Origin of the sequence: Actinotalea alkalitolerans, from assembly GCF_023369855.1 — a bacterium.
Classification (GTDB): domain Bacteria; phylum Actinomycetota; class Actinomycetes; order Actinomycetales; family Cellulomonadaceae; genus Actinotalea.
Genome location: NZ_JAMBPP010000001.1, coordinates 333,887 through 357,033, shown reverse-complemented (window position 1 = coordinate 357,033; position 23,147 = coordinate 333,887). Strand labels below are relative to the sequence as shown.

The window sequence follows — 23,147 nt, the reverse complement described above, 5'->3', positions numbered from 1 at the left end:
CCGTCCACGAGCAGGGCCCGCGCCAGGGTGCCCGGACCACCCGCTCCCGATGGCGCCCGGCCGCGGGACGGCCGACCACGGAGGTGACGAGGTGGGGACGATGCACAGCCACGACGAGCCCATGCGGGACGCGCTCGCGCAGGCTCGGCTGGCCCTGGCCACGGGTGACGTCCCGGTGGGTGCGGTCGTCCTGGGACCCGACGGGGACGTCGTCGGGCGAGGCCGCAACGAGCGGGAGGCCACGGCCGACCCCACCGCCCATGCCGAGGTGCTCGCCCTGCGTGAGGCCGCGCGCACCCTGGGTCGGTGGCGCCTGGACGACTGCACCCTGGTGGTGACCCTCGAGCCGTGCGCGATGTGCGCGGGGGCGATCGTGCTGGCCCGCGTGCCACGGCTGGTGCTGGGGGCGTGGGACCCCAAGGCCGGAGCGGCCGGGTCGGTGCACGACCTCGTTCGCGACCGACGGCTCAACCACGCCGTCGAGGTCGTCGGCGGTGTGCTCGAGACCGAGTGCGGGCAGCTGCTGCGGGACTTCTTCCACACCCAGCGTGCGTCGGGCGGCGGGGCCCCGGACGGCAGGCCCCTAGACCGCGGGGAGCAGGTCGGCGAGGGCCGTGAGGGTCGGTGAGGTCCCCGCGTCCACGCGCAGCGTCGCCAACGGGTCGCCCCGGGTCGCCCCCCGGTTGACCACCACCACGGGCATCCCCGCACGGGCCGCGTGCCGCACGAACCGCAGACCCGACATGACCGTCAGCGACGTCCCCGCCACCAGCAGCGCCTGCGCCGCGTCGACCAGGGCGAACGCCCGGGCCACCCGCTCCTTGGGCACGTTCTCCCCGAAGTAGACGATGTCGGGCTTGAGCATGCCGCCGCAGCACTCGCAGTCCGCGACCACGAAGCCCTGGGTCGACTCGATCACCGCGTCGGCGTCAGGCGCGATCTCGACGTCCGCCACGGCCCCCACGGCCTCCTCGAACCCCGGGTTGAGCAGCACGAGCCGCTGGGCCAGGTGGTCCCGCGAGGTGCGGTCGCCGCAGCCCAGGCAGAGGATCTCCGCGTACGTCCCGTGCAGGTCGATCACCGTGCGGCTGCCGGCCAGGTGGTGCAGCCGGTCCACGTTCTGGGTGATCACCCCGACCGCCACACCCCGCTCCTCGAGCCGCGCGACCGCCTCGTGCCCCGGGTTGGGCCGGGTGCGGTGCACGTGCCGCCACCCGACGTGGTTGCGTGCCCAGTAGGTGCGCCGGAACGCCGCGTCCGAGACGAACTGCTGGTAGGTCATGGGGGTGCGCGGCGGAGAGTCGGGGCCGCGGTAGTCCGGGATCCCCGAGTCGGTCGAGATGCCCGCCCCGGTGAGCACCGCCACGCGACGCCCGGCGAGCAGCGCGACCACGTCGGACAGGTCCGGTGCGGCCGACGTCGGCGGACGGGCCGGGGCGCCCGCGACGTCCACGGGGCTCACGCTCAGGGGAGTGCTGCTCACCGGTTCACGGTACGACGGCGGGGTCCCGGACGACCTCCGGGGAGCGCGGCAGCGGTGCCGGTCGCCGCCGTCGGACCTCGCCCGGCGCGACCCCGAGCTCACGCCGGAAGGCCCGTGAGAAGGCCGCCTCGGAGACGTAGCCGACCCCGTGGGCGACGGACGCGACCGACAGGTCACCGGCGACGAGGCGGTCGTGGGCCAGCCGCAGCCGCCACCAGGTGACATAGCGCATGGCCGGCTCGCCGACGAGCGCCGTGAAGCGCGCCGCGAAGGCCGACCGGGACAGGTGGGCCACGGCCGCGAGCCCGTCGAGGGTCCACGGGTGCGCGGGGGCGCGGTGCACCGCGGCGAGGGCCGCGCCGACGTGCTCGTCGTGCAGAGCCGCGAGCCACCCCTGGGTCGAGCTCGCCCCCTCGTCGAGCCAGGCCCGCAGCACCTGGACGGCCAGCACGTCGGCGAGCCGCGTCAGGACGGTCTCCCCACCGGGGCGGTCGGCCGCAGCCTCGCGTGCGATGAGGCGCATCGTGCTGTGCACCCAGCCCAGGTCGTCCCCCGACCAGACGTCCACCACGAGGGCGGGCGGGAGCTCGGCGAGGATCCGCGCGGACGCCGCGTGGTCCAGGCGCAGCACGCTGCAGGTCGCGAGAGTGGTCTCACCCCCACCGCCGTGGCGCAGCACCTCGTAGCGCTCGCTCAGGGTCTCGACCGGGATGTCGAAGAGCGGCGTCGCCCGCTGGGACGGGCCGCTGGTCAGGCGGTGCGCGACCCCCGGCGCGACCAGGGCGACCGAACCCTGGTCGAGGGCGCGCGGGGGCTGCCCGCCGACCGTGAGCCAGGCGCGGCCCGACGTCACCACGTGCAGGAAGAGCAGGTCGTCGAAGGGCGGCAGGTCGATCCCCGAGGGGGCGGTCAGCTCGGACCGGCAGTACAGCGCGCCGTCGAGGCGCAGCAGGTGCAGCGCCTCCCCCACGGGGTCAACGCGTGGCGCGGGGAAGAGGCGCGCTGCCGGGGACGGGTGCGGGCGTACCGGCAGGGAGGGGAGGGACCTGGTCACCCGGCGAGCCTCGCAGCGTCGCCCAGGCGCGTCCAGCACCTGTGGACGAACGGCACAGGACCCCGGACGCCCGGGCATGGATCGTGCAGCCACCGGGCCCGAGGGTGGGATCACCACCGAGACGAAGGAGCGCGACATGTCCAGCACCAGCACCAGCACCGCCGCAGCCGGCACCAGCATCGGCCCCGGCACCGTCCACGTGATCGGCGCGACCGGCAAGACGGGCCGGCGCGTGGTCGACCGGCTCGAGCGGGCGGGCATCCCCGTCGAGGGTCGCTCGCGGCGTTCGCAGCCTCCCTTCGACTGGCAGGACCGCAGCACCTGGGCACCCGCGATCGAGGGTGCGTCGGCCCTCTACCTGACCTACGTCCCCGACCTCGCCGTCGACGGGGCTCCCGAGGACGTCGCCGACCTCGTCGCCCTGGCCCGGGCGGCCGGGGTCGAGCACGTGGTGCTGCTCTCGGGCCGCGGTGAGGCCAACGCCCGTCGGGCCGAGCTCGTGGTCGAGGCCTCAGGGCTCGCGTGGACCGTGGTCCGGGCCTCGTGGTTCATGCAGAACCTCAGCGAGGGCGCCCTGCTCGAGGGGGTGCTGTCCGGCCTGGTCGCGCTGCCCGCCGGGGACGTCCCCGAGCCGTTCGTCGACCTCGAGGACGTCGCGGACGTCGTCGTGGCGGCGCTGACCGACCCGGCGCTGCGTGGCCGTGTCCACGAGGTGACCGGGCCCGCGTCGCTGACGTTCGCGCAGGCGGTCGCCGAGATCGCCGCGGTGACCGGTCGGGAGGTCACCTACCTGGCGATGGACCCCGAGGACTTCCGGGAGGCGGTCGCGGCGCAGGCCGGTGCCGACTACGCGCAGATGCTCACCGACCTGTGCGTCGAGGTCTTCGACGGGCGCAACGTCCACCCGGTCGCGGGAGTGCAGGCGGCCCTCGGTCGGCCGCCGCGCAGCCTCGAGGGGTTCGTGCGCGCCGAGGCGGCCGCCGGGGCATGGCGGTGAGGAACCGGCTCGCACTCGCCGCGACCGTCCTGGCGGGGCTCGTGCTCGTCGCCGTCGGGGGGCTCGGCCTGGTGGTCCCCGACGTGCTGCACGAGGCCAACGGCATCCCGCCCGCCGACCACCCGGCGATGCGCAACGAGGTCCGGGGGGTCGGTGCCGCGCTGGCAGCCGTGGGAGGGCTGGTCCTGGTCGGCGTGCGACGGGCAGCGTGGCGCTCTCAGGCCGCACTCCTCGCGGCCACCGTCCTCCTGGCGTTCGCCCTCGGGCGGGCCGTCTCGTGGCTGGCCGACGGCGCCCCCGGGCCCGGTCTGGTGACCGCCGGGGCGGTCGAGCTCGTGCTCGGTACGGCAGCCGCGTGGTCGGCGCGGGAGGCACGATTGGGAGCGCACGCTCCCGACCGGGTATCCTCACCGGCGAGGTAGCGTGTCCGAGCGGCCTAAGGAGCACGCCTCGAAAGCGTGTGTGGGTGAAAGTCCACCGTGGGTTCAAATCCCACCGCTACCGCCACGGGGTCCTGACGGACTCAGGCCCGAGAAGTGACAGAACCCCCCGCGTGGGGCCCGGAAGGGTCTCGAGCGGGGGGTTTCGTCGTCTCGGGGACGCGCCTCTCGTCGTCCCGCGGTGGCCCTTCCTCCTCCCGCGGGAGGAGAGCACGGCGTGCCGCGTCTCCTCCACCAGCAGGTGCTGGGTGTCCCGTCCGTCTCCGTAGCGTCGCCGGTGGGCGCACCACGGTGCGCCGACCCGACGACGAGGAGACGTGATGATCGAGGTAGAGGCACTGACCAAGCGCTACGGCAGCACGGTCGCGGTGGACGGGCTGACGTTCGCCGCCCGGCCAGGGATGGTCACGGGGTTCCTCGGGCCCAACGGGGCAGGCAAGTCGACGACCATGCGCGTCGTGGTGGGGCTCGAGCGCGCGTCGTCCGGGACGTCGACGGTGAACGGTCGGCGGTACGCCGACCTGCCCGCACCGCTGCACGAGGTCGGCGTGATGCTCGACGCCCGCTCGGTGCACCCGGGCCGCACCGCGTACAAGCACCTGCTGGCGATGGCGCAGACCCATGGCATCGGCAAGGCCCGGGTCCGGGAGGTCATCGCGCAGACCGGTCTGGAGCCGGCCGCGAACCGCCGCGCCGGTACGTTCTCGCTGGGCATGGGCCAGCGCCTCGGCATCGCCGGGGCGCTGCTGGGCGATCCCGCGACGCTCGTCCTCGACGAGCCGGTCAACGGCCTGGACCCCGACGGCGTGCTGTGGGTGCGGCGCCTGGTGCGCGAGCTCGCGGCAGAGGGCCGCACGGTGCTCCTCTCCTCGCACCTCATGCACGAGCTCGCGCTGTGCGCCGACAGGGTCGTCATCATCGGCCGTGGGCGGCTGCTCGCCGACGCGCCGGTCCAGGAGGTCGTGGCCCGTTCCGAGCGTGCCGGTGTCGTGGTGGTGCGCACCACCGACCCCGAGCCGCTCGCCCGCGAGCTCCTCGCCGCGGGCGTCCAGGTCGCGCCGCAGGACGGCGGGGTGCTGCACGTGCGCGGCGCGTCGGTCGACGACGTCGGCACCGCCGCACGCCGGTGCGGGGTGACCGTCCTCGAGCTCGGCACCGAGTCGGGGTCGCTCGAGGAGGCGTACCTGGAGCTGACCGGGGACGCCGTCGAGTACCGCTCGGCCGACACCCGGGGCGGTGCCCGGTGAGCGCCGCGACCACCCCGGCGCTCGGCGTCCGGGCAGCATCGGCCACCCGGTCGGGCCCGACGTTCGCACGGATCGTCGCCGGCGAGTGGACGAAGATCACCTCGCTGCGCTCGCCGTGGTGGACGGCCGCCGTGACGGTGGCGGTGGCCTTCACGATCACGTACCTCAGCGCCCAGGCCTCCGCGAGCGACCCCGGGTTCTGGCCGATCGGCTCCCTGACCTCCGGGCTGCTGCTGGCCCAGGTGGGCCCGCTCGTGCTGGGCGTCCTGGTCGGTGCGGGCGAGTTCCGCACGGGTGCGTTCCGGACGACGTTCGCGGTGGTCCCCCGCCGGTTGCCGGTGCTCGGCGCGCAGGTGCTTGCCGTGGCGGCCTTCGCGCTCGGGCTGGGGATCCTGACGACTGCAGCCTGCGTCCTGGGGGTGCTGCCCGCGGCGGCGTCGCGCGACATCGAGGTCGACCTGAGGGTGGGCGAGACGCCCGCTCTCCTGGTCGGCACGACCCTGTTCGTCGTCGGGCTGACGCTCCTCGGGTTCACGCTGGGTGCACTCCTGCGCCGGACGGTCCCGGCCATGGTGACCACGCTGGTGGTGATGCTGGTCCTGCCCGTCATGCTGGTGATCGCCTCCGAGCTCGCGAGCGGTCCACCGGCACCCTCACCCGCCGGCACCCTCGCCGAGCAGACCGAGCCGATCACGGTCACCGGCGCGCTCCTGACGTTCTCCCCCGGCGGCGCAGCTCAGGAGATGACGATCCCCGCCTCCTACGGGCCGGTGGCGGGCAGTCCCGACCTGAGCCCTCTGGGCGGCGGGCTCGTCCTGGGCGGGTGGGTCCTCGTGCTGCTCGCGACCACGGCCGTGCGCCTGCGCACCAGGGACGTCCGGTGACGACCGTCGTGCACCGAGCCCGTGGGACCGAGCAGGCGGCGCACCGGACCCCGGGCCGCACGGCTCCCACCGGGGCCCGGGTGCTCCGCGCGGAGTGGACCAAGCTCACCAGCGTGCGGTCGAACGCCTGGCTCGCGCTGGGCATCGTGGCCGTCACAGCAGCGACCGCGTTCGGGCTGGGCATGTTCGTGGGGCCCGACGACGGCCGGTCCGGCTCGTGGGTCGTGACCTCGGGCTTCGTCCTCGCCCAGGTGGGGTTCCTCGTCCTGGGCGGGCTGGTGGGGACGTCCGAGTACGTGACCGGGACGGCCCGGAGCACGTTCACCGCCGTGCCTCGCAGGCTCCCGGTCCTCGCCGCCCAGGTGCAGGTCACGTCCGTGGCAGCGCTCACCACGGCGGTCGTCGCACTGGGTGCCTCGTACCTCGTCACGACCGGGGCCCGCGCCGGTGGGGCACCCGCGCTGGACCTCGCCGTCCCGGGGACGTCCCGGGCCCTGCTGGGCTTCGTGCTGGTCTCGGTCGCGGTGGCCCTGCTCGGGGTGGGCCTGGGTGCGGTGCTGCGTCACCCCGCGTCCGCCGTCGTCGGCGGGGTGGTGCTCACCCTCGTGGCAGACCAGCTGCTCGCGGCCAACCCCGGCAGGGTCACCGACACGATCCGCGCGTTCCTGCCGTCGTCGGGCTCCCGGCTCACACAGGACGACGCGGCGGTTGCGGCCCTGGACGCGATGACGCTCGGACCACGACTCGGGGTGTGGGGCGGCGGGGTCGTCGTCCTCGCGTGGGTGCTCGTGGTGCTGACTGCAGCGGTCTACCGGCTGAGCCGGCATGACGTCCGCTGACGACGTCGACCCGCGGGCGGTCGGGAGACCGACAGCCCGCCAGGCGCTACACCCCGACGGACCGGGATGGGACAGTGGGCCGGTGGTGATCCGACGCTCGACCTCCGCACCGGGCGGCGTGCCTGCCGCACCGGACGGTCCCTCGCTCACCGAGGACCAGGTCAGCGGCGGCAGCCCGGTCGCACGACTGGTCAACGCGCAACCCTGGATCATGGACGCCACCGTCGCCGTCCTGATCGTGCTGGTCGGTCTGGCCGGGTCGATCTTCGCGTGGGAGGCAGCGGCCGGCGCCCGGTTCCTCGGCCTGTACCCCCAGGACTCGCGCGTCGAGCACACGGTCATCTGGACCTGGCTGGCCGGGATGCTCGGTGGCGGGGCGCTGCTGTTGCTGCGGCGGGTGCGGCCGCTGACGGTGACCGCGCTGCTCACAGCCGGGTTCGTGCTGTCCCTGCTCGCGGCCGGGGTGCAGGGTGTGCTCGGGGCGTGCGTGGCCTGCGCGCTGTACAGCGTGGCGGTGGCGCACGGACCGCGCGTCACCTGGTCGGTGGTCGCCGTCGTGCTGGTCGTCCTGACGGCGGCGACATGGAGGTGGGAGCAGATCGCCTTCGTCGAGATGATCGCGTGGTCCGGTGTCACGCCCAGCCCGGAGCCCTGGGCGCCCGCGCAGCACCTCCCGGAGCCGCCGTTCGCCGCAGCGCGCCGCACCGGGTCCCTCCTGGTGCTCTACGCCGTCCTGCTGCTGGGGGTGGCCGTGGGGTCGGCGGCGCGCGCCCGCCGCCTGCACGCCCACGACCTCGTCGAGCGCTACCGCGCCCTGGAGCGCGAGCGGGACCAGAGCGCCGCGCTCGCCCGCGCCGCCGAGCGCGCGCACATCGCCCGCGAGATGCACGACGTCGTCGCCCACAACGTGTCCGTCATGGTCACGCTTGCCGACGGGGCCGACGCCGCGTTCGAGCGAGCGCCGGACCGCTCGCGGGACGCGGTGCGGCAGGTGGCACGCACGGGTCGGTCGGCGCTGATCGACATGCAGCGCGTCCTGGGTGCCCTCGGCCCTGCGGACGACGACGGCACGGGCCGCCGCGGGGAGCCCACGGAGGTCGACCTGCCGACCCTGGTCGAGCCCTTCGGCGCCGCCGGGCTGCCCCTGACGGTCACGGGCCTGGACACCGCGCTCCCGGACGACACCTCGCTTCGCCTGGCGGTGCTGCGCATCCTGGGCGAGGCGCTGACCAACGTGCTGCGGCACGCACCCGGGACGCCCTCGGTGCAGGTCGCGGTTCGTCGCACGCCGACGACGCTCGAGGTCGAGGTGGTCGACGGCGGCGGCACCCGAGCCGGCGAAGGGCCCGGGACCGGGCGTGGGATCGTCGGCATGCGTGAGCGCGCCGCGCTGCTGGGCGGGCACGTCGAGGCCGGTCCCCACCCGGGCGGTGGATGGCGCGTCCACGCTGTGTTGCCGTGGACCGACGAGCACGGAGGACGACCATGACCACGGTGCTCCTCGTGGACGACCAGGCGCTGCTGCGTGTCGGCTTCCGGCTGGTGATCGAGTCCGAGCCGGACCTCGAGGTGGTGGGCGAGGCCGCCGACGGTCGGGTCGCGCTCGACCAGGTGACCGCGCTCGCACCCGACGTCGTCCTCATGGACATCCGCATGCCCGGCATGGACGGCATCGAGGCGACCCGTCGCATCGTCGCGACCCATCCCAACTCGCGCGTGCTGGTGCTCACGACGTTCGACGTCGACGACCTCGCGTTCGCCGCGCTGCGCGCCGGAGCGAGCGGCTTCCTGCTGAAGTCGGCCCGCCCCGACGAGCTCCTGGACGCGATCCGCACCGTCGCCGGGGGCACTGCGGTCGTCGCGCCACGGGTGCTGCGCCGCATGCTCGACCTCTTCGCGCCCCACCTGCCGACCACCGGTGACGGCGTGGCCGACGACGGCGCTGACCCCCGCCTGAGCACGCTCACGCCGCGCGAGCTCGACGTCCTGCGCCTCATCGCGGGTGGTGGGTCGAACTCCGAGATCGCGGCCGAGCTGGGGGTCTCGGAGACCACGGTCAAGACCCACGTGGGCAACGTGTTCGCCAAGCTCGGGGCGCGGGACCGCGTGCAGGTCGTGATCATGGCCTACGAGCTCGGGCTGGCGGGGAGCGGCAACCCTCCGCCACGGACTCGCAGGACCCAGGTCTGAAGCGAACGGACCGGTGTTCGTCCGGTCGATGGCCGCCAGCCGTGGTGCCAGCCTCTCGGCCTCCTCGGTAATCGCTACCGGACTTCCCCCCGCACCCTCGACGGGCACCTGATCGAGGCGCGAGGGTACGGGCATGACGCAGCCTCCCGGCCGGCCGCCAGCGGACCTGGTCGAGGCCCTGAGAGCCGCGGTGGACCGTCGCACGGGCTGGGACGCCCGCGACCGGGCCGTCGCCGCGCTCGACGTGATCGTGACCGACGACCCGACCGCACCGGTGCTCGAGCACCTCGCCACCGTCGGCGGGCTGTTCGGACTCACCCCGGTCGACGAGCGGGTGCTGCTGGTCGCGCTGCTCGCCGAGCTGCACCCGGCAGGGCACCTGCTGTGCGGCCTGCTCTCGGGTGACCAGGCCCCTGCCCGGCCGACGGTGGCCCTGGCCCTCGAGCTGGCCGGGGCGTCCGTGGTGGACCCCGCCGTGCGCGAGGGCGTCGGGTCGGACGGTCCGCTGGTCGGGCGCGGACTGCTGACCCTCGAGGGGGACGACGTGCTCCTCGCGCGTCGGCTGCGGCTGCCGGACAGGGTCGTCAGTCGGCTGCTCGGCTCGTCGGTGGCCTCGCGGGACGTCGTCGGCGTGCTGCGCGAGGCCGAGCCGCTGGACCTCGACGGCTTCCGCGAGGTCGCCTCCGCGCTGACCGCCGGTGAACCCCTGGTCTGGGTCCACTCACCGGTGGGCACCGCGGGCACCGCGCTCGCGGTCGCGGCCTGCCGGGAGGTCGAGGTGACGTGCGTCGTCGGGGACCTGGAGCGGCTGCCCGTCCAGCCCGGGCTCGGCCCGGACCCGGCACTGGTCCGGCGGACCGTGCGGGCGCTGGTGCTCGAGGCGGGGCTCAGCGGTGCGGTGCTCGTGCTCGCCGGGGCGCACCTCGCGGCCGACCACCTGGGTGGGCTCGACGCGGCCGTCCCGGTCGTGGCCGTGGGGCGGTCGGCGTGGGACCCGCACTGGGCGGTCCGGCTGCCGCCCGCCGTGGTGGCCGCCCGTCCGCGGCAGGACGAGCGTGCCGCCCAGTGGCGCCGGGTGGTCGGCGAGCAGGCCACCACCCGGGACGTGCTGACCCTGCGCCTCACTCCCGAGGAGATCACGACGGTGGGCCGCCGGGCCGTGGCGGACGCCCGACGGGCCGGACGGGAGGCGACCTCCGACGACGTGCGGCTCGCGGCCCGCCGGATGGGCGGCACCAGCAGCCAGCGCGTGCGGACCTCGGGCGCTCCCGCGAGCCTCGACGACCTCGTGCTCCCGGTGCGCACCCGGCGGGAGGTCGAGCGGCTGATCGGCTGGGCGCGGGACCGTGACGAGGTGATGGCGCTCGGTGAGCTGCAGGGCAAGGGCGGCAAGGGCACGGGCATCGCCGCCCTGTTCTCGGGGAGCCCGGGCACCGGCAAGACGCTCGCGGCGCACGTGGTGGCGGACGCGCTGGGCATGGACCTGTTCCAGGTGGACCTGTCGAGCGTCGTGGACAAGTACATCGGCGAGACCGAGAAGAACCTCGAACGGATCTTCACCCAGGCCGAGGCGCTCAACGCGGTGCTGTTCTTCGACGAGGCCGACGCGTTGTTCGGCAGCCGTTCGTCGGTGAGCGACTCCCGCGACCGCTACGCCAACCAGGAGGTCTCCTACCTGCTCCAGCGCATGGAGGCCTCGGAGGGCATCACCGTGCTGGCGACCAACCTGCGGGGCAACCTCGACCCGGCCTTCGCCCGTCGGCTGCACTTCATGGTGCACTTCCCCGACCCCGACGAGGCGACCCGCCGCAAGCTGTGGCAGCACCACCTCGACCAGCTCCCGGGCACCGACCCGGACGACCCCATGGACGTGGACTTCCTGGCCGGGTCGCTCGAGGTCGCCGGAGGTGACATCCGCAACATCGTCCTCGCGGCCGCGTACGACGCCGTCGCCGAACGGCGCCTGGTGGGCATGCGTGACGCGCGGGCCGCGACCGTCCGGGAGATGGCCAAGCTCGGCCGCCGGACGGGTGACGCACGCTGGACCGCCGACGAACCTGCGTAGCGGCTACCGATGCCCCGCACCGAGGTCCACGGCACGCTGAAGGTGGCCAGGGCGCTGTGCCCGGACCCGTAGCCGGTTCTCCGGAGGTCAGTGTGAGCAGTCACGACGCCCGTGTCCCCGTCCCCGCGACCGCGCACGCCGCCCCGGAGGGCGCAGCCCCGGTGGCAGCGACCTCCGTCACCGGCGGACCCGCGTCACCCGCGGTCGTGGCCGGCCTCACGGTGGGTTCGGCCCACGACCCGGCCGAGCAGGCTGCGGACCTCATGGCCGACGTCGCGCTCGAGCGGCTGCGCCGGTCCACCGCTGACGACTCGACGGACGGCGCCGACAAGCACGCGCACGACCCCGGCTGCGGGCACCTGCGTCGATCCGTGGCGTCCGCACCCGCGCCGGCCGCGACCATCGGCGCTGCCGGCGGGGTCCTCGACGCGTCGACCGCCGGCCAGGTCGAGGGAGCCCGCAGCGCGGGGACGCCCCTGCCCGGCGCCGTGCGTCAGCGGATGGAGACCGGGTTCGGTCGCGGCCTGGGGCACGTCCGGGTGCACGCCGGGCCGGACGCCGCACGGCTGAGCGCCGCGATGGGTGCCGAGGCCTTCGCGACCGGCAGCGACATCTTCTTCGGTGCCGGCCGCTTCGCACCGGACACCCCGCAGGGGGAGAAGGTGCTCGCGCACGAGATCGCCCACGTGCTCACCGAGCCCGGTGGCGTCCGGCGCTGGCCGTGGTCGACGAGCACGCCCGAGGAGAAGACCGAGAAGGCGAGGAAGAAGCGCGAGGAGGACGAGCGCGCCGCCCGGGCCAAGCAGGGCAAGGTCACCGTGCAGACCCAGCTGGCCGAGCGCAAGGACGCCCGCATCGCGGGAGATGCGGGCCGGGCCGGCCTGACGGCGCAGCTCTACGGCGCGGGCGGCGAGGTCCCGTCGCCCGAGGTGGGGAAGAAGACCACCGATCTCACCAAGCGGTTCGAGATGGCGCTCCTGCGGGAGCAGGAGGTCTTCGACGAGTCCGCCAAGGACCCGACGAGCAGGACCGACGAGGAACGCGCCGAGAAGGCGTACGCCCAGGTCTGGGAGACCGAGTACGCGGACCTGACCTCGGTCGCCCCGGCCCGCAAGACCGTCGCCGACCGCCTCGTCAGCCAGGTCCGGCACACCCGCTCGGGCGCCGCGGCCGGCACGACCGCGGCCGAGGTGGACGCGGCGACCCTCGCGGTGTCGATGCTGCCGAGCGCCGTCGAGAGCGCCTACGAGCGGATGGTCACCCACCGTGACGACATCCTCGCGAAGAGCCCGAAGGCGTCGCCGGCCCTCGCGCAGGAGGAGGCCTGGACGGCCGTCCGCAAGGCCATGGCACCCAAGGTGCTCGCCGGGTTCCCGCCCAAGGACGGTCCGGTCGACCTCGCGGCCTGGGGCAAGGCGGAGGGCAGGGTCCTCGCCCGCAACACGCAGAAGGCCCGCGACGAGGAGTCGATCACGGCGTCGCTCGCGCTGCTGCCCGAGGACCAGCGGGGCGCCCCCCAGGAGAAGAGCAGCCCGTCCACGGCGGAGGCCACCGTCACGAAGGTCGGGGGCTACCTCGACAAGGGGTCGGCAGGTGCCAACGTGGTCGGGGGTGGTCTCGCGGGCTTCGTGGGCGGCTCCCAGGACAAGACGCTGCGCGAGCAGAAGGGCGTGGTCAAGGACAAGGAGCCCGGCTCGGGCCTCCCCGACGTCGTCGACCAGGGAGTGGGCGCGACGATCACCGCAGGGTCGCGGGCCCACAAGCAGCGGACAACCGGCCAGCGGGACTGGACGGACCAGGAGCTGCCCGAGTCGGACGCCACCCTGGCCAAGCAGGGCATCGGCCAGGTGACGGGCATCCTCGGAGGGCTCAAGGACGCGGTGGCGTCGGCGTTCCAGATGGTCAGGTCCGCGAAGGCCTCGTGGGAGACCAAGGACCCCTACAAGGGTCTCGAGGCCGCCAAGTCGGGTGCGGCGGGGCTCGACGGGCTGGTGGCGTCGGCCAAGAGTGCCGCCGACCTGGCCAAGCTCATCGACGGCAGCGTCACCGCCGGGGTCAAGTCCGTGGTCCCCGGTCTCGACATCGCCTCCTCTGCCCTCGCCATGGTGCGTGGTGTCGTGGACGTCGCGACCGCGGGCATGCGCCAGCGTGAGACCGACCTGACGTTGTTCGAGGCCCGTACCGAGTCGGCCAAGAAGGTCGACGTCATGGTGTACCCGCTGATGAAGGTGTCGCAGGTGTACACCAAGCACCTCGAGCAGGCGTGCTGGTCGCTCGGTGTGAGCGTCCTCGGCTTCAGCACCTCGGTGGCCCAGGTCGCCTCCGCGGGTGGGTTCGGGATCCCGGCAGCGATCAAGGCGGCGACCGCCGTCGTGGACAACCTCCACTCGATCGCGCACTACATCGCCGACAAGGTCCTGGTCACCATGGCCAAGAAGGCCGAGAAGGAGTCCGCCGTCCTGCACGTCGAGGGGGGCGCGGAGGACGAGCTGCGCCGTCACCCGAAGATGGCGGTCGACGGGATCATCCTCAAGGGCGCGGCGGGCGACAAGACCGCGCTCATGTTCCTCGCCGGCTACCGGATCAACGGCAAGCCCATCACCCCGGACTACGTCAAGCAGATCCGGCCGAAGCCGGTCAAGGCCTTCGACCCCACGGCGATGAGGTCCGACCCGAAGGGGCTCGGTGACGAGATGGAGCAGACCAGCAACGACGGCCTGCTGGCGACGATCCGCGAGGTCGTCCTGGCGGGGATGGGCACGAGCGCCGACCCGCAGACGGTCTACGACGACTTCACGTCCAAGGCCGCCCCGGCGCTCGGTCTGCTCGGCGGCTTGAAGAAGGCCTGGACCGAGTCCACGACGCTCGCGGACCAGCGCAACGCGCAGGCCAAGGCGGGCAAGCTCGGCGACAACACGACGGCCGACCGTGGGCTGGTGTGGAGCATCGGGCAGATGCTCTCGTCGAAGAAGCGCGGCAGGCTCGCTGAGAAGACGGCCGCTCTCGGTGCCGCCGAGACCCTCCCGGTGGGTGTCGTGTGCGCGGTCGGCGACTCCCACCTCAAGGACCAGGCGGGACCTCCGGCGATCAGGGAGTTCGTCACCGCCCTGACGGTCGAGGCCATCGAGGTCGAGCTCAGGCGCACCCCGCGCCGCAACTCCCCCGAGTGGACCGAGTTCCTCCGTGAGGCGCTCCGGGAGAAGCTGACGGCCTCGGCGATGTCGGCAGGGGTGGGTGCATGACCTTCCTCGACGACGTCGCGCGGGCCCTGGTGGCCGCCGGCCGCAGCGTCCGGCTCGACCCCGACCTGTCCACGATCGACGTCTCCTCGGCGAGCGTCGAGAAGGTGCTGGCCGTCGTGCGGCCGACGGCGCGCGCGGTGACCTTCTACGTGGTGCACCCGCACGCGGTTCCCGCGGACCGGCTCGCCGCGGTCTCGGAGCTCGTGGTGCGCGCCACCGCGGACCTGCTCGACGCGTCCCTCGAGCTCGACCTGGCCACCGGGTCGGTGGCTGCCCGGTTCGGCGTCGTGCTCGGCGAGCACGAGCCCGGCAGCGAGGACCTGGCCGAGCTGCTGCGAGCGGCGCTCGAGACCGTCGAGCGGGCCGGGTCCCGGTACGTCACGGTGATCCACGACGTGGTCTCCGGGACGCTTGACGCCCGGACCGGTGCGGTGGCGGCGCGGACAGCGCCCCTGCAGGAGCTGTCGGACGAGATCGACGCCCGCTGACCGCGCACCGCACCCCGCGCCGGGTCAGACGCGGTCGAAGGTGTCCGGGTCGGGCCCGGTGCGCTCGTCCCGGTTCAGGGCGGTGATGTCCGTCAGGTTCGCGCCGCTCAGCTCGAAGTCGAAGATGTCGAAGTTCTCCTCCATCCGGGAGCGGGTCACCGACTTGGGGAAGACGATGTCGCCGCGCTGCAGGTGCCAGCGCAGGGTGACCTGGGCGGGGGTGCGGTCCAGGGACTCGGCGATCCGCACGATCGTCGGGTCCTCCAGGACCAGGCCCTTGGCCAGCGGGCTCCACGCCTCGGTGGCGATCTGGTGCTCGGTGTCGAAGGCGCGGACCTCGTCCTGCGTGAGGTAGGGGTGCACCTCGACCTGGTTGACCGCGGGCCGGATCGAGGACTCCGCGAACAGGCGACGCAGGTGGTGGGGCTGGAAGTTGGAGACGCCGATCGACTTGGCGCGACCGGACCGGTAGAAGTCCTCCATCGCCGCCCAGGTCTCCACGAAGCTGCCCACCGTGGGGAGCGGCCAGTGGATGAGGAACAGGTCGACGTGCTCGAGCCCGAGGGTCTCCAGCGTCCGGTCGAAGGCCTCGGCCGCGACCTCCGGGTCGTGGGCGTTGTTGTTGAGCTTGCTGGTGATGAAGACGTCGCCGCGGTCCAGGCCGGACTCGGCGAAGGCCTCGCCCACGCCCTGCTCGTTGCCGTACATCTGGGCCGTGTCGATGTGGCGGTAGCCGACCTCGAAGGCCTGCAGGACGGCGTCCTTGGTCTGCGCCGGGTCGATCTGGAAGACGCCGAACCCCAGCTGGGGGATCTCGACGCCGTGGTTCAGGGTGATGTTCGGGACGGTGGTCATGTCCCCATTCGACCGCGTCGCCGCCGTACGCGCCTGTTGACCGGGGTGTCGGACGGCGGTGGGAGGCTCGGTCGCATGGACGACAAGGCCACCCTGCACCGCTACCTGCGCCGTCTGCGCGCCGATCTGCTGGCCAAGCTCGACGGGCTCGACGAGTACGACGTGCGCCGCCCCATGACCCCTACGGGCACCAACCTGCTCGGGCTGGTCAAGCACGTGGCGAGCGTCGAGATCGGGTACCTGGGCGAGGTCTTCGGGCGGCCCGCCGCCGTGGACCTGCCCTGGTTCGCCGGCGACGCCGAGCCCGATGCCGACCTGTGGGTCCCCGCGGCGGAGACACGTGAGCGGGTGGTCGCCCTGCACCGGCTCAGCGCCGAGCACAGCGACGCGACGATCGAGGCACTGGGCCTCGACGCCCCCGGTGACGTGCCCTGGTGGGGAGAGCGTCGGCACGTCACGCTGCACCAGGTCCTCGTGCACGTGTGCGTCGAGACGGCCCGGCACGCGGGTCACGCGGACATCGTGAGGGAGCTCATCGACCGGTCCGCGGGCAACGGCGCGGACGACGCGAACCTGACGTCCCGGACCGAGCAGGAGTGGGCCGCGCACTGCGCGCGGATCGACGCCGAGGCACGCCGGGCCGCCGGGCTCACCGTCCGGCCGGGAACCTCCAGCGGGTCTGGCTGAACGGCTCGCCCTTGGCGAAGCCGAACACCGTGCGGGGTGCGACGCGGAACACGAGGCCGCGATGCCCCTCACCGTGCCGGAGCTCGCCGTCGTCGACGACGAAACGCCACTGCTCGCCGTACTTCTCGACGTACGCGTCGACCACGTGTCGCAGCACCGACCCGTCCCGCACCTGCTCGGCACCACCTTCGACGACCAGGTCCAGCCCCTCGTGCAGGTCGTTGCCGGTCCCGGTGCTCAGCACGCAGTGCGGGTTGTCCGCGAGGTTGCGGGCCTTGCGCTCGTGCGGGCCGGTGCAGAACCACAGGGCGTCGTCGTGCCAGACCGCGATGACCGTCGTCGCGTGCGGTCGGCCGTCCGGGCGCACCGTGCCCAGCACGTAGGTCCCGGCGGACCGCAGCCGGTCGCGCGCCGTCGCCCAGGGTGTGGCGGTCGCGCCGGGCGAGGAGTACTGCGGGTCCAGCTCGGTCGACGGTTCGGCAGGCTCAGTGGTCGTGGTCATGCAGGTGGTGACCTGTGCGAGGGGAACAAGTCATCGGGGAGGGCCGGGTCTGCGCAGATGCGCCGGCCACACCGGGGCCGCATGCTGGGAGGGACGCCCGCCGCACCCCGACGCAGGAGGACGCCCGTGCGCACCACAGGCCCCCCGGCCCAGAGCCCCACCGCAGCCCTCGCACCGACCACCGAGCTGCCGCAGGCCAACCTCCTGGACACGGTGCGCATCGCCGGTTGGGTCATCGCGCCGATGCTCGCGCGCGGCGTGATCGTCCGCCGCCCGCCGATGACCCGGCTGGCCGAGGTCGTCGACGCCGACAAGCGGGCGGTGAAGCTGCTGCAGCGCATGCGGATCAAGTACGGGCACGGGCCCCTGCGGTTGCGCCTGCCGGTACGCAGGATGGTCGTGCTCCTCGACCCGGACCACGTGCACCGGGTGCTCGCCGAGTCCCCTGACCCGTTCACCCCGGCGACCCAGGAGAAGGTCGCGGCGCTCTCGCACTTCCAGCCGCACGGCGTGCTCATCTCCCAGGGGGCCGAGCGCGCCGACCGGCGCCGGTTCAACGAGGAGGTGCTCGACTCGCCGCACGCGGTGCACCGCAGCGCCGACGTCATGGTCGGGGCGATCAGTCAGGAGCTGCAGGACCTCCTCACCACGGCGTCCACCCGCCACCTGCTGACCTGGGACGAGTACGCGACCACCTACCAGCGGGTCGTGCGCCGCGTCGTCCTGGGTGACGGCGCGCGGGACGACGTCGAGCTGACCGACCAGCTCACGACGCTCCGGGCGACCGCGAACTGGGCCTTCCTGCACCCACAGCGCACGGCCCTGCGTGCGCAGTTCCTGCACCGGCTCGAGGCTCACCTCGAACGCGCGACCCCCGGCAGCCTGGCGGCGTCCTGGGCGCACGCCCCGACCACCCAGGCCACGCACCCCGTCGAGCAGGTGCCGCAGTGGATGTTCGCCTTCGACGCCGGCTCGTGGGCGAGCTATCGCGCACTGGCCCTGCTGCACGCCCACCCCGAGGGTCTGGCCCGCGCTCAGCAGGAGGTCGCCGGTCGTGACCTGAGCACCCCGCAGGACCTGCCCTTCCTGCGGGCCTGCATCCTGGAGTCACTGCGCCTGTGGCCCACGACGCCCGCGCTGCTGCGCGAGTCGACCGCACCCACGGTGTGGGACGGCGCCACGATGCCGGCATCGACGTCGATCCTCACCTACGCGCCGTACTTCCACCGGGACGAGCTCAACCTGCCCGAGGCCCACCACTTCGCCCCCGAGCTGTGGCTCTCCGAGCGGACGGCGAAGGACTGGCCGCTCGTCCCGTTCAGCGCCGGACCGGCCGAGTGCGCGGGCCGGAACTTCGTGCTCCACGTGACCAGCACGATCCTGGCGCACCTGGTGTCCGGGCCCCAGATGCGCCTCGAGCAGCCCGACCGGCTCGACCCTCGTGAGCTGCCCGGCAGCCTCGACCCCTTCACGCTGCGGTTCCAGGTGCGTGCGACACCCGCGAGGGTGTGAGGGGTCGAGGCGTGGGCCGGGCAGACCGGGGAGGCGCCGGTACCGGTCAGACCTCGACCGTGACGGGCGTCGCCGCGAGGTGGTCGGAGATCTTCGACTCCTTCGTCCCGTCGGCGGCGCTCGCCCCGCCGGTGAACGCCCCGTGGTACTGGCGTGCCGGGTGGGTGTCCTCGGCGAAGACCCGGCCCGCGCCGAACAGGTTCTCGCGGAGCGTCTCGCCGTCGTACTCGGTCCGCGCGCGCCCGCGCTTCTGGAGCTCGGGGACGACGTGCTCGACGAGGTCCTCGAAGGTGCCCGGCGTGATCGCGTAGGCGAAGTTGAAGCCGTCGATGTCGCCCTCGTCGACCCACCGCTCGAGCTCGTCCGCCACGGTCTGCGCGGAGCCGACGAGCACCGGGCCCAGGCCGCCGATGCTGCGCTTGTTGACGATGTCGAGCGGGGTCCACGCCCGGTCCGGGTCGATCGTCGTGAGCATCTGCAGGGCCGAGCGCAGGGAGTCGTTCTCGACCTCGACCAGGGGCTGGTCGGGGTCGTACTGCGAGAAGTCGACACCGGTCCACCCGCCGTAGAGCGAGAGCGCGCCCTCGGGGTTCGCGTACCGCAGGTAGTCCTCGAACTTGGCCTGGGCCTCCTCGTCGGTCGCAGCTGTGATCACGGTGATGAGCGCGAAGATCTTGACCGAGTCGCGGGTCCGGCCGAGCGCCTCGGCACGGTCGCGGATGTCGTCGGCCGTCGCGCGGGCCTGGGCGATCGTGCCCGGGCTGATGAACACGCCCTCGCCGTGCTTGGCCGCGAACGCCCGTCCGCGGGGTGAGGCCCCCGCCTGGAAGATGACCGGGGTGCGCTGCGGGCTCGGCTCGGACAGGTGGATGCCCGGCACGCTGTAGAACTCGCCCTTGTGCCCGATGGGGTGCACCTTCGTCGGGTCGGTGAAGACACCCGACTCCTTGTCGCGGACCACGGCGTCGTCGTCCCAGCTTCCCTCCCACAGCTTGTAGGTGACGTCGAGGAACTCGTCGGCCAGGTCGTAGCGCTCGTCGTGACCCATCTGGCGGTCGAAGCCGAGGTTGATCGCCGCGCTGTTGAGGTACCCGGTCACGACGTTCCACGCCACGCGCCCCCGGGTGAGGTGGTCGAGGGTCGAGAACTTGCGGGCCAGCGCGTAGGGCTGCTCGTACGTGAGGGCGCTGGTGATCCCGAACCCGAGGTGCTCGGTGACCGCGGCCATCGCGGGCACCTGGAGGAACGGGTCGTTGACCGGCACCTGCACGGCGTCGGTCAGCGAGCCGGCGACCGTGCCCCGGTACACGTCGTACACGCCGACGACGTCCGCGATGAACAGGGAGTCGAACCTGCCGCGCTCGAGCAGCTGCGCGAGCTCGGTCCAGTACTCGAGGGTGTTGTAGCTCCAGGCCTGGCTGTCGGGGTGTCGCCAGGTGCCGGCGGCCTGGTGGGTCACGCAGGTCATGTCGAAGGCGTTGAGGACGATGCGCTTGCTCATGGGTGCTCCTTGGGGTCGTGAGGTGCTCGGTCAGCGGGCGTCCAGCGGAAGCAGCACCCCCTGCACGGCGGGGTCGGTGGCCAGGTACTCCTGGACGCGGGGGTCCTGGAAGGCGGCGATCAGCGCCTGGATGTTGGGCTCGTCGATCCACTCGGTGCCCACGGTCAGCTGGCTCGCGAACTCGTCGGGGGCCGGCGGGGCGAAGATCTGCCACTCGGTCGGCACCTTGGCCGAGACGTAGTACTCGGTGTAGCCGACCGCGCCGTCGAGGTCGGGCAGGGCCCGGGACTGCGCACCGAAGTCCAGCAGCACGAACTCCAGGTTCTTGGGGTTCTCGGCGATGTCGGCCTGCGTCGCGGTCCACCTGTCGACGCCGTCGGCCAGGGTGATGAGCCCGGCGCGCTCGAGCACCCACAGGCCCTGCGCCTCGTTGGCCGGGTCGGAGTACAGCGAGATGGTCGCGCCGTCGGGGATCTCCTCGACGGTGTCCCACTGCGAGGACCACAGCCCGAAGCCCCAGCGGAACACCGGCGTCGCGGCGGTCTCACGGAAGTCGGGGTTGGCCTGGAGCACCTGCCCGAGCCACAGCTCGTGCTGGTAGATGGTCCCGGCGACCTCGCCGTCGTTGACGGCGCGGTTGATGGTGTTGCTGTCGGAGAGTCCCCGGAACGCGACGGTGATGCCGTGGTCGGGGGCGATCTCCGCGGCGACGTACTCGATCAGGGCCTGCTCACGGGCGTTGCCCTCGGCCGTCGCGACGTACAGGGTCGCGCCCGGGGTCGAGTTGGCGGTCGCTGCGCCCCCCAGACGGGGGACGACGATCGCGGCGGTCACCGCCACGACGAGCACCGCACCTCCCACGACCCACGGCCAGCGTCGCGTGCGGCGCAGCTCGAAGCCGTGGCCGGTGGGGTCCGGGCCGTCACCGGACGGGTCGGTGTCGAGATCGGGAGTGGTCGTGTCGGTGGTGCTCATGGCAGGTCTCCTTGCGGGCAGGGTCGAGGAAGGGAGGACGGCCGGCGTCGGCCGTGGTGTGCGGGGGAGGGGTGCCGTCAGGCGGGGAGGGTGGTGCTCTCCGCGGACGGGCGGCGCATTCGACGGCTGCGACGCGCGTGCGGGGTCGCGGTGCGCACGGCTGTGTCACCGGTGAGCTGCACGAGGGCCACCAGGGTGATCAGCACGAGGATGGTCGCGAGCATCACGGCGTGGTCGAACCGCTGGTAGCCGTAGGTCACGGCGACGTAGCCGATGCCACCGGCGCCGATGGTGCCCGCGATGGCCGAGTACTCGATCATCGCGATCACGTTGATGGTCAGGCCGCCCAGGATCGAGGGCAGCGCCTCGGAGAGCTGGACGCTGGTGACGATCTGCAGCGGTGACGCCCCGGAGGCCTTGGCCACCCGCACGTGCGAGGGCGGCACCGACCGGAGCGAGTTCTCCACGATCCGTGCGAAGAACGCGATGCCCGCGAGCGACATGGGGACCACGGCCGCGGCGATCCCGATGTTGGTCCCGGTGAGGACGCGGGTGACCGGGACCAGGGCGGCCATGAGGATGAGGAAGGGCAGCGACCGGCCCACGCTGACGGTCCACCCGAGCACCTGGTGCAACCCAGGGCGCTCGACGAGCCCGCCGGGCGCCAGGTTGTGCAGCAGGACCCCCAGGGGCGTGCCGACCAGCACCACGACGACCATGACGATGCCGACCATGAGGAGCGTCTGCCCCAGGGCCGGGATGACGAGCGCCGGGATGTGCCCGAGTGGGGTGCCGCCCGTGAGGGCCGCGCCTGCCAGGACGCTCATGCGACGGGCTCCAGCACGGCGTCGACGCGTCGGACGGGCGGGTGCGCCGCATCGGTGCGCCGGGCGTGCAGCCCGAGCCCGGCGAGCGCCCGGACCAGCGCGTCCGGGTCGGTCGAGGCGGGGACGGCGACGGTCGCGTGCCCCACCGTGTGCCCGTCGACCGCGCCGATCGAGGCGCCGAGCAGGGCGAGGTCGACCCCCAGGACCGTGCCGACCCGGGCGAGCCAGTCCGGTGGGACGTCGGCGCCCGCGTAGCTGACGCTCCAGGTGGTGCCGGGTGCGCTCGCGGCGTGCGCCCGGCGCGGCAGCAGCGCGCGGCCCAGGCTCGAGGACGGGTCGCGCAGGAGGTCGACCACCCGGCCCTGCTCGACGATCCGCCCGTGGTCGAGGCGTGCGGCCGAGTCGGCGAGGTCGAGCACCGTCTCCATCTCGTGGGTGATGAAGAGGATCGACAGGCCCAGGTCGTCGCGCAGGTCGCGCAGCAGCCGCACGACCGAGGCGGTCGCCTCGGGGTCCAGGCCCGAGGTCGCCTCGTCGGCCAGCAGCACCCGGGGTCGCAGGGCCAGGGCGCGGGCGATGCCGACACGCTGGCGCTGCCCGCCCGAGAGCTGGTGCGGGTAGTGGTCGGCCCTGGTGCTCAGGCCGACGCGGTCGAGGAGCTCGGCGACGCGGCGCCGGCGGTCCGCGGGGGTCACACCGAGGTAGCGCAGGGGCAGCTCGACGTTCTGGGCCGCGGTGCGCCGCGACAGGAGGCCGTCGGACTGGAAGACGGTCCCGATCTGGCGGCGGGCGTCGCGCAGGTCGCGCTCGCCGAGGCTCGAGAGCTCGCGTCCCCCGACGACGACGCTGCCCGACGTCGGGGGCTCGAGCAGGGTCACGCAGGCGGCGAGGGTCGACTTGCCGGCACCGCTGGGGCCGACGACCGCGGCGATCTCGCGGTCGTCGACGGTCAGGTCGAGGTGGTCGAGCACCGTGGTGCGGTGCGGGCCCTCGCCGTAGGTCTTGGTGAGCTGGCGCAGCTGGATCATGGGGGTGCTCCGGAGGCGGGCGAGATCCGGTGGCGCACGGGCCACGGCGGACGTCGGGTGGTGCGGGCGGAGCGGATCTCCCGGCGGGGCGCCTGCGTCGGGGCAGCAGGTCAGCGAGGGTGCAGCGGGGATCCGGGACGGGCGCTCAGGGCGCCAGGGGTCACGCGGTGTGGTCGAGACAGCTGCACATTCGCACGGTGGTTCCCCTTGGTCGTCCTTACCCGGGCGATCGCACGGGTCTGGTCCTCACCCGGAGCACCCCACGACGAGGAGGGTTGCCGACCAGCGAGCCGGGGCTTGTCACTGGCACTCATGACCTGGTGAGGAAACT

Annotated in this window: 21 protein-coding genes, 1 tRNA gene and 1 riboswitch; of the genes, 14 read left to right on the top strand and 8 right to left on the bottom strand. The window is 73.5% G+C overall.

Annotation, left to right across the window (positions count from 1 at the left end; all coding sequences use genetic code 11):
- Positions 1 to 100 precede the first annotated feature (100 nt).
- Entirely contained in the window at positions 101 to 628 is a 528-nt protein-coding gene (gene tadA, locus M1R94_RS01705) for a tRNA adenosine(34) deaminase TadA (RefSeq protein WP_249379928.1), read from the top strand.
- Here tadA and M1R94_RS01700 read toward each other — a convergent pair.
- Both M1R94_RS01700 and M1R94_RS01695 read right to left on the bottom strand, forming a co-directional pair.
- Positions 584 to 1,393 carry an NAD-dependent protein deacetylase gene (locus M1R94_RS01700; protein WP_374109418.1) on the bottom strand — a complete coding sequence of 270 codons (810 nt, stop codon included), beginning with the start codon at positions 1,391 to 1,393 and terminating at the stop codon, positions 584 to 586. The two genes, tadA and M1R94_RS01700, sit on opposite strands and share 45 nt — an antisense overlap.
- Positions 1,394 to 1,487: 94 nt before the next feature.
- Positions 1,488 to 2,537 carry an AraC family transcriptional regulator gene (locus M1R94_RS01695; RefSeq protein ID WP_249379927.1) on the bottom strand — a complete coding sequence of 350 codons (1,050 nt, stop codon included), beginning with the start codon at positions 2,535 to 2,537 and terminating at the stop codon, positions 1,488 to 1,490.
- 136 nt (positions 2,538 to 2,673) lie between these two features.
- Here M1R94_RS01695 and M1R94_RS01690 point away from each other — a divergent pair, with 136 nt between their 5' ends.
- The 11 genes from M1R94_RS01690 to M1R94_RS01640 all read left to right on the top strand — a co-directional run bounded on the left by M1R94_RS01690 (position 2,674) and on the right by M1R94_RS01640 (position 14,929).
- The gene (locus tag M1R94_RS01690; RefSeq protein ID WP_249379926.1) at positions 2,674 to 3,534 is read left to right on the top strand and encodes an NmrA family NAD(P)-binding protein; all 861 of its coding nucleotides are present in this window, start codon (positions 2,674 to 2,676) and stop codon (positions 3,532 to 3,534) included.
- Entirely contained in the window at positions 3,525 to 3,956 is a 432-nt protein-coding gene (locus M1R94_RS01685) for a DUF4345 domain-containing protein (RefSeq protein WP_249379925.1), read from the top strand. The genes M1R94_RS01690 and M1R94_RS01685 overlap by 10 nt, the downstream gene beginning before the upstream one ends.
- Positions 3,952 to 4,041, top strand: a tRNA-Ser gene (locus M1R94_RS01680). The genes M1R94_RS01685 and M1R94_RS01680 overlap by 5 nt, the downstream gene beginning before the upstream one ends.
- A 253-nt stretch (positions 4,042 to 4,294) precedes the next feature.
- Complete coding sequence (locus M1R94_RS01675; protein ID WP_249379924.1) at positions 4,295 to 5,221, top strand: ABC transporter ATP-binding protein; 927 nt, start codon at positions 4,295 to 4,297, stop codon at positions 5,219 to 5,221.
- Complete coding sequence (locus M1R94_RS01670) at positions 5,218 to 6,105, top strand: hypothetical protein (protein ID WP_249379923.1); 888 nt, start codon at positions 5,218 to 5,220, stop codon at positions 6,103 to 6,105. Before M1R94_RS01675 ends, M1R94_RS01670 begins: the two co-directional genes overlap by 4 nt.
- Positions 6,102 to 6,944 (top strand): hypothetical protein, encoded by an 843-nt coding sequence (locus M1R94_RS01665; protein WP_249379922.1) that lies wholly within the window; start codon positions 6,102 to 6,104, stop codon positions 6,942 to 6,944. The genes M1R94_RS01670 and M1R94_RS01665 overlap by 4 nt, the downstream gene beginning before the upstream one ends.
- Positions 6,945 to 7,026: 82 nt before the next feature.
- Entirely contained in the window at positions 7,027 to 8,433 is a 1,407-nt protein-coding gene (locus tag M1R94_RS20640; RefSeq protein WP_249379921.1) for a sensor histidine kinase, read from the top strand.
- Positions 8,430 to 9,134, top strand: coding sequence for a response regulator (locus M1R94_RS01655; RefSeq protein ID WP_249379920.1), 705 nt, complete (start codon positions 8,430 to 8,432; stop codon positions 9,132 to 9,134). Before M1R94_RS20640 ends, M1R94_RS01655 begins: the two co-directional genes overlap by 4 nt.
- Positions 9,135 to 9,267: 133 nt before the next feature.
- Entirely contained in the window at positions 9,268 to 11,199 is a 1,932-nt protein-coding gene (locus M1R94_RS01650) for an ATP-binding protein (RefSeq protein ID WP_249379919.1), read from the top strand.
- 92 nt (positions 11,200 to 11,291) lie between these two features.
- Positions 11,292 to 14,441 (top strand): eCIS core domain-containing protein, encoded by a 3,150-nt coding sequence (locus M1R94_RS01645; RefSeq protein ID WP_249379918.1) that lies wholly within the window; start codon positions 11,292 to 11,294, stop codon positions 14,439 to 14,441.
- Positions 14,438 to 14,929 carry a YbjN domain-containing protein gene (locus M1R94_RS01640; protein ID WP_249379917.1) on the top strand — a complete coding sequence of 164 codons (492 nt, stop codon included), beginning with the start codon at positions 14,438 to 14,440 and terminating at the stop codon, positions 14,927 to 14,929. The genes M1R94_RS01645 and M1R94_RS01640 overlap by 4 nt, the downstream gene beginning before the upstream one ends.
- Before the next feature lie 24 nt (positions 14,930 to 14,953).
- On the opposite strand, the gene M1R94_RS01635 is transcribed toward M1R94_RS01640, so the two are convergent.
- Positions 14,954 to 15,784, bottom strand: coding sequence for an aldo/keto reductase (locus M1R94_RS01635; protein ID WP_249379916.1), 831 nt, complete (start codon positions 15,782 to 15,784; stop codon positions 14,954 to 14,956).
- 75 nt (positions 15,785 to 15,859) lie between these two features.
- Between M1R94_RS01635 and M1R94_RS01630 the strand changes: the two genes are divergently transcribed.
- On the top strand, positions 15,860 to 16,471 hold the full coding sequence (locus M1R94_RS01630; RefSeq protein ID WP_249379915.1) for a DinB family protein: 612 nt from the start codon (positions 15,860 to 15,862) through the stop codon (positions 16,469 to 16,471).
- Here the strand turns inward: M1R94_RS01630 and M1R94_RS01625 are convergent.
- Positions 16,434 to 16,973: a pyridoxamine 5'-phosphate oxidase family protein gene (locus M1R94_RS01625; protein ID WP_249379914.1), complete on the bottom strand. Its 540-nt coding sequence runs from the start codon at positions 16,971 to 16,973 to the stop codon at positions 16,434 to 16,436. The two genes, M1R94_RS01630 and M1R94_RS01625, sit on opposite strands and share 38 nt — an antisense overlap.
- A gap of 126 nt (positions 16,974 to 17,099) precedes the next feature.
- Here M1R94_RS01625 and M1R94_RS20635 point away from each other — a divergent pair, with 126 nt between their 5' ends.
- Entirely contained in the window at positions 17,100 to 18,485 is a 1,386-nt protein-coding gene (locus M1R94_RS20635; RefSeq protein ID WP_249379913.1) for a cytochrome P450, read from the top strand.
- A 46-nt stretch (positions 18,486 to 18,531) separates the two neighbouring features.
- Here the strand turns inward: M1R94_RS20635 and M1R94_RS01615 are convergent, their stop codons facing one another.
- The 4 genes from M1R94_RS01615 to M1R94_RS01600 all read right to left on the bottom strand — a co-directional run bounded on the left by M1R94_RS01615 (position 18,532) and on the right by M1R94_RS01600 (position 22,816).
- On the bottom strand, positions 18,532 to 19,986 hold the full coding sequence (locus M1R94_RS01615) for an LLM class flavin-dependent oxidoreductase (protein WP_249379912.1): 1,455 nt from the start codon (positions 19,984 to 19,986) through the stop codon (positions 18,532 to 18,534).
- A gap of 30 nt (positions 19,987 to 20,016) precedes the next feature.
- On the bottom strand, positions 20,017 to 20,961 hold the full coding sequence (locus tag M1R94_RS01610; RefSeq protein WP_249379911.1) for a MetQ/NlpA family ABC transporter substrate-binding protein: 945 nt from the start codon (positions 20,959 to 20,961) through the stop codon (positions 20,017 to 20,019).
- Positions 20,962 to 21,038: 77 nt separating this feature from the next.
- Complete coding sequence (locus M1R94_RS01605) at positions 21,039 to 21,788, bottom strand: methionine ABC transporter permease (protein ID WP_249379910.1); 750 nt, start codon at positions 21,786 to 21,788, stop codon at positions 21,039 to 21,041.
- A complete protein-coding gene (locus M1R94_RS01600) occupies positions 21,785 to 22,816 on the bottom strand; it encodes a methionine ABC transporter ATP-binding protein (protein ID WP_249379909.1) in 1,032 nt (343 codons plus the stop codon). Before M1R94_RS01600 ends, M1R94_RS01605 begins: the two co-directional genes overlap by 4 nt.
- Positions 22,817 to 23,024: 208 nt before the next feature.
- A riboswitch (SAM riboswitch) is annotated at positions 23,025 to 23,134 on the bottom strand.
- Between the last annotated feature and the right edge of the window lie 13 nt (positions 23,135 to 23,147).

Excerpts from the sequence above, each read along its gene's own strand:
- tadA (WP_249379928.1), top strand. The coding sequence starts at position 101 with ATGCACAGCCACGACGAGCCCATGCGGGACGCGCTCGCGCAGGCTCGG.
- M1R94_RS01690 (WP_249379926.1), top strand. The coding sequence starts at position 2,674 with ATGTCCAGCACCAGCACCAGCACCGCCGCAGCCGGCACCAGCATCGGC.
- M1R94_RS01685 (WP_249379925.1), top strand. The coding sequence starts at position 3,525 with ATGGCGGTGAGGAACCGGCTCGCACTCGCCGCGACCGTCCTGGCGGGG.
- M1R94_RS01675 (WP_249379924.1), top strand. The coding sequence starts at position 4,295 with ATGATCGAGGTAGAGGCACTGACCAAGCGCTACGGCAGCACGGTCGCG.
- M1R94_RS01655 (WP_249379920.1), top strand. The coding sequence starts at position 8,430 with ATGACCACGGTGCTCCTCGTGGACGACCAGGCGCTGCTGCGTGTCGGC.
- M1R94_RS01650 (WP_249379919.1), top strand. The coding sequence starts at position 9,268 with ATGACGCAGCCTCCCGGCCGGCCGCCAGCGGACCTGGTCGAGGCCCTG.
- M1R94_RS01640 (WP_249379917.1), top strand. The coding sequence starts at position 14,438 with ATGACCTTCCTCGACGACGTCGCGCGGGCCCTGGTGGCCGCCGGCCGC.
- M1R94_RS01635 (WP_249379916.1), bottom strand. The coding sequence starts at position 15,784 with ATGACCACCGTCCCGAACATCACCCTGAACCACGGCGTCGAGATCCCC.
- M1R94_RS01630 (WP_249379915.1), top strand. The coding sequence starts at position 15,860 with ATGGACGACAAGGCCACCCTGCACCGCTACCTGCGCCGTCTGCGCGCC.
- M1R94_RS01625 (WP_249379914.1), bottom strand. The coding sequence starts at position 16,973 with ATGACCACGACCACTGAGCCTGCCGAACCGTCGACCGAGCTGGACCCG.
- M1R94_RS01615 (WP_249379912.1), bottom strand. The coding sequence starts at position 19,986 with ATGAGCAAGCGCATCGTCCTCAACGCCTTCGACATGACCTGCGTGACC.
- M1R94_RS01610 (WP_249379911.1), bottom strand. The coding sequence starts at position 20,961 with ATGAGCACCACCGACACGACCACTCCCGATCTCGACACCGACCCGTCC.
- M1R94_RS01605 (WP_249379910.1), bottom strand. The coding sequence starts at position 21,788 with ATGAGCGTCCTGGCAGGCGCGGCCCTCACGGGCGGCACCCCACTCGGG.
- M1R94_RS01600 (WP_249379909.1), bottom strand. The coding sequence starts at position 22,816 with ATGATCCAGCTGCGCCAGCTCACCAAGACCTACGGCGAGGGCCCGCAC.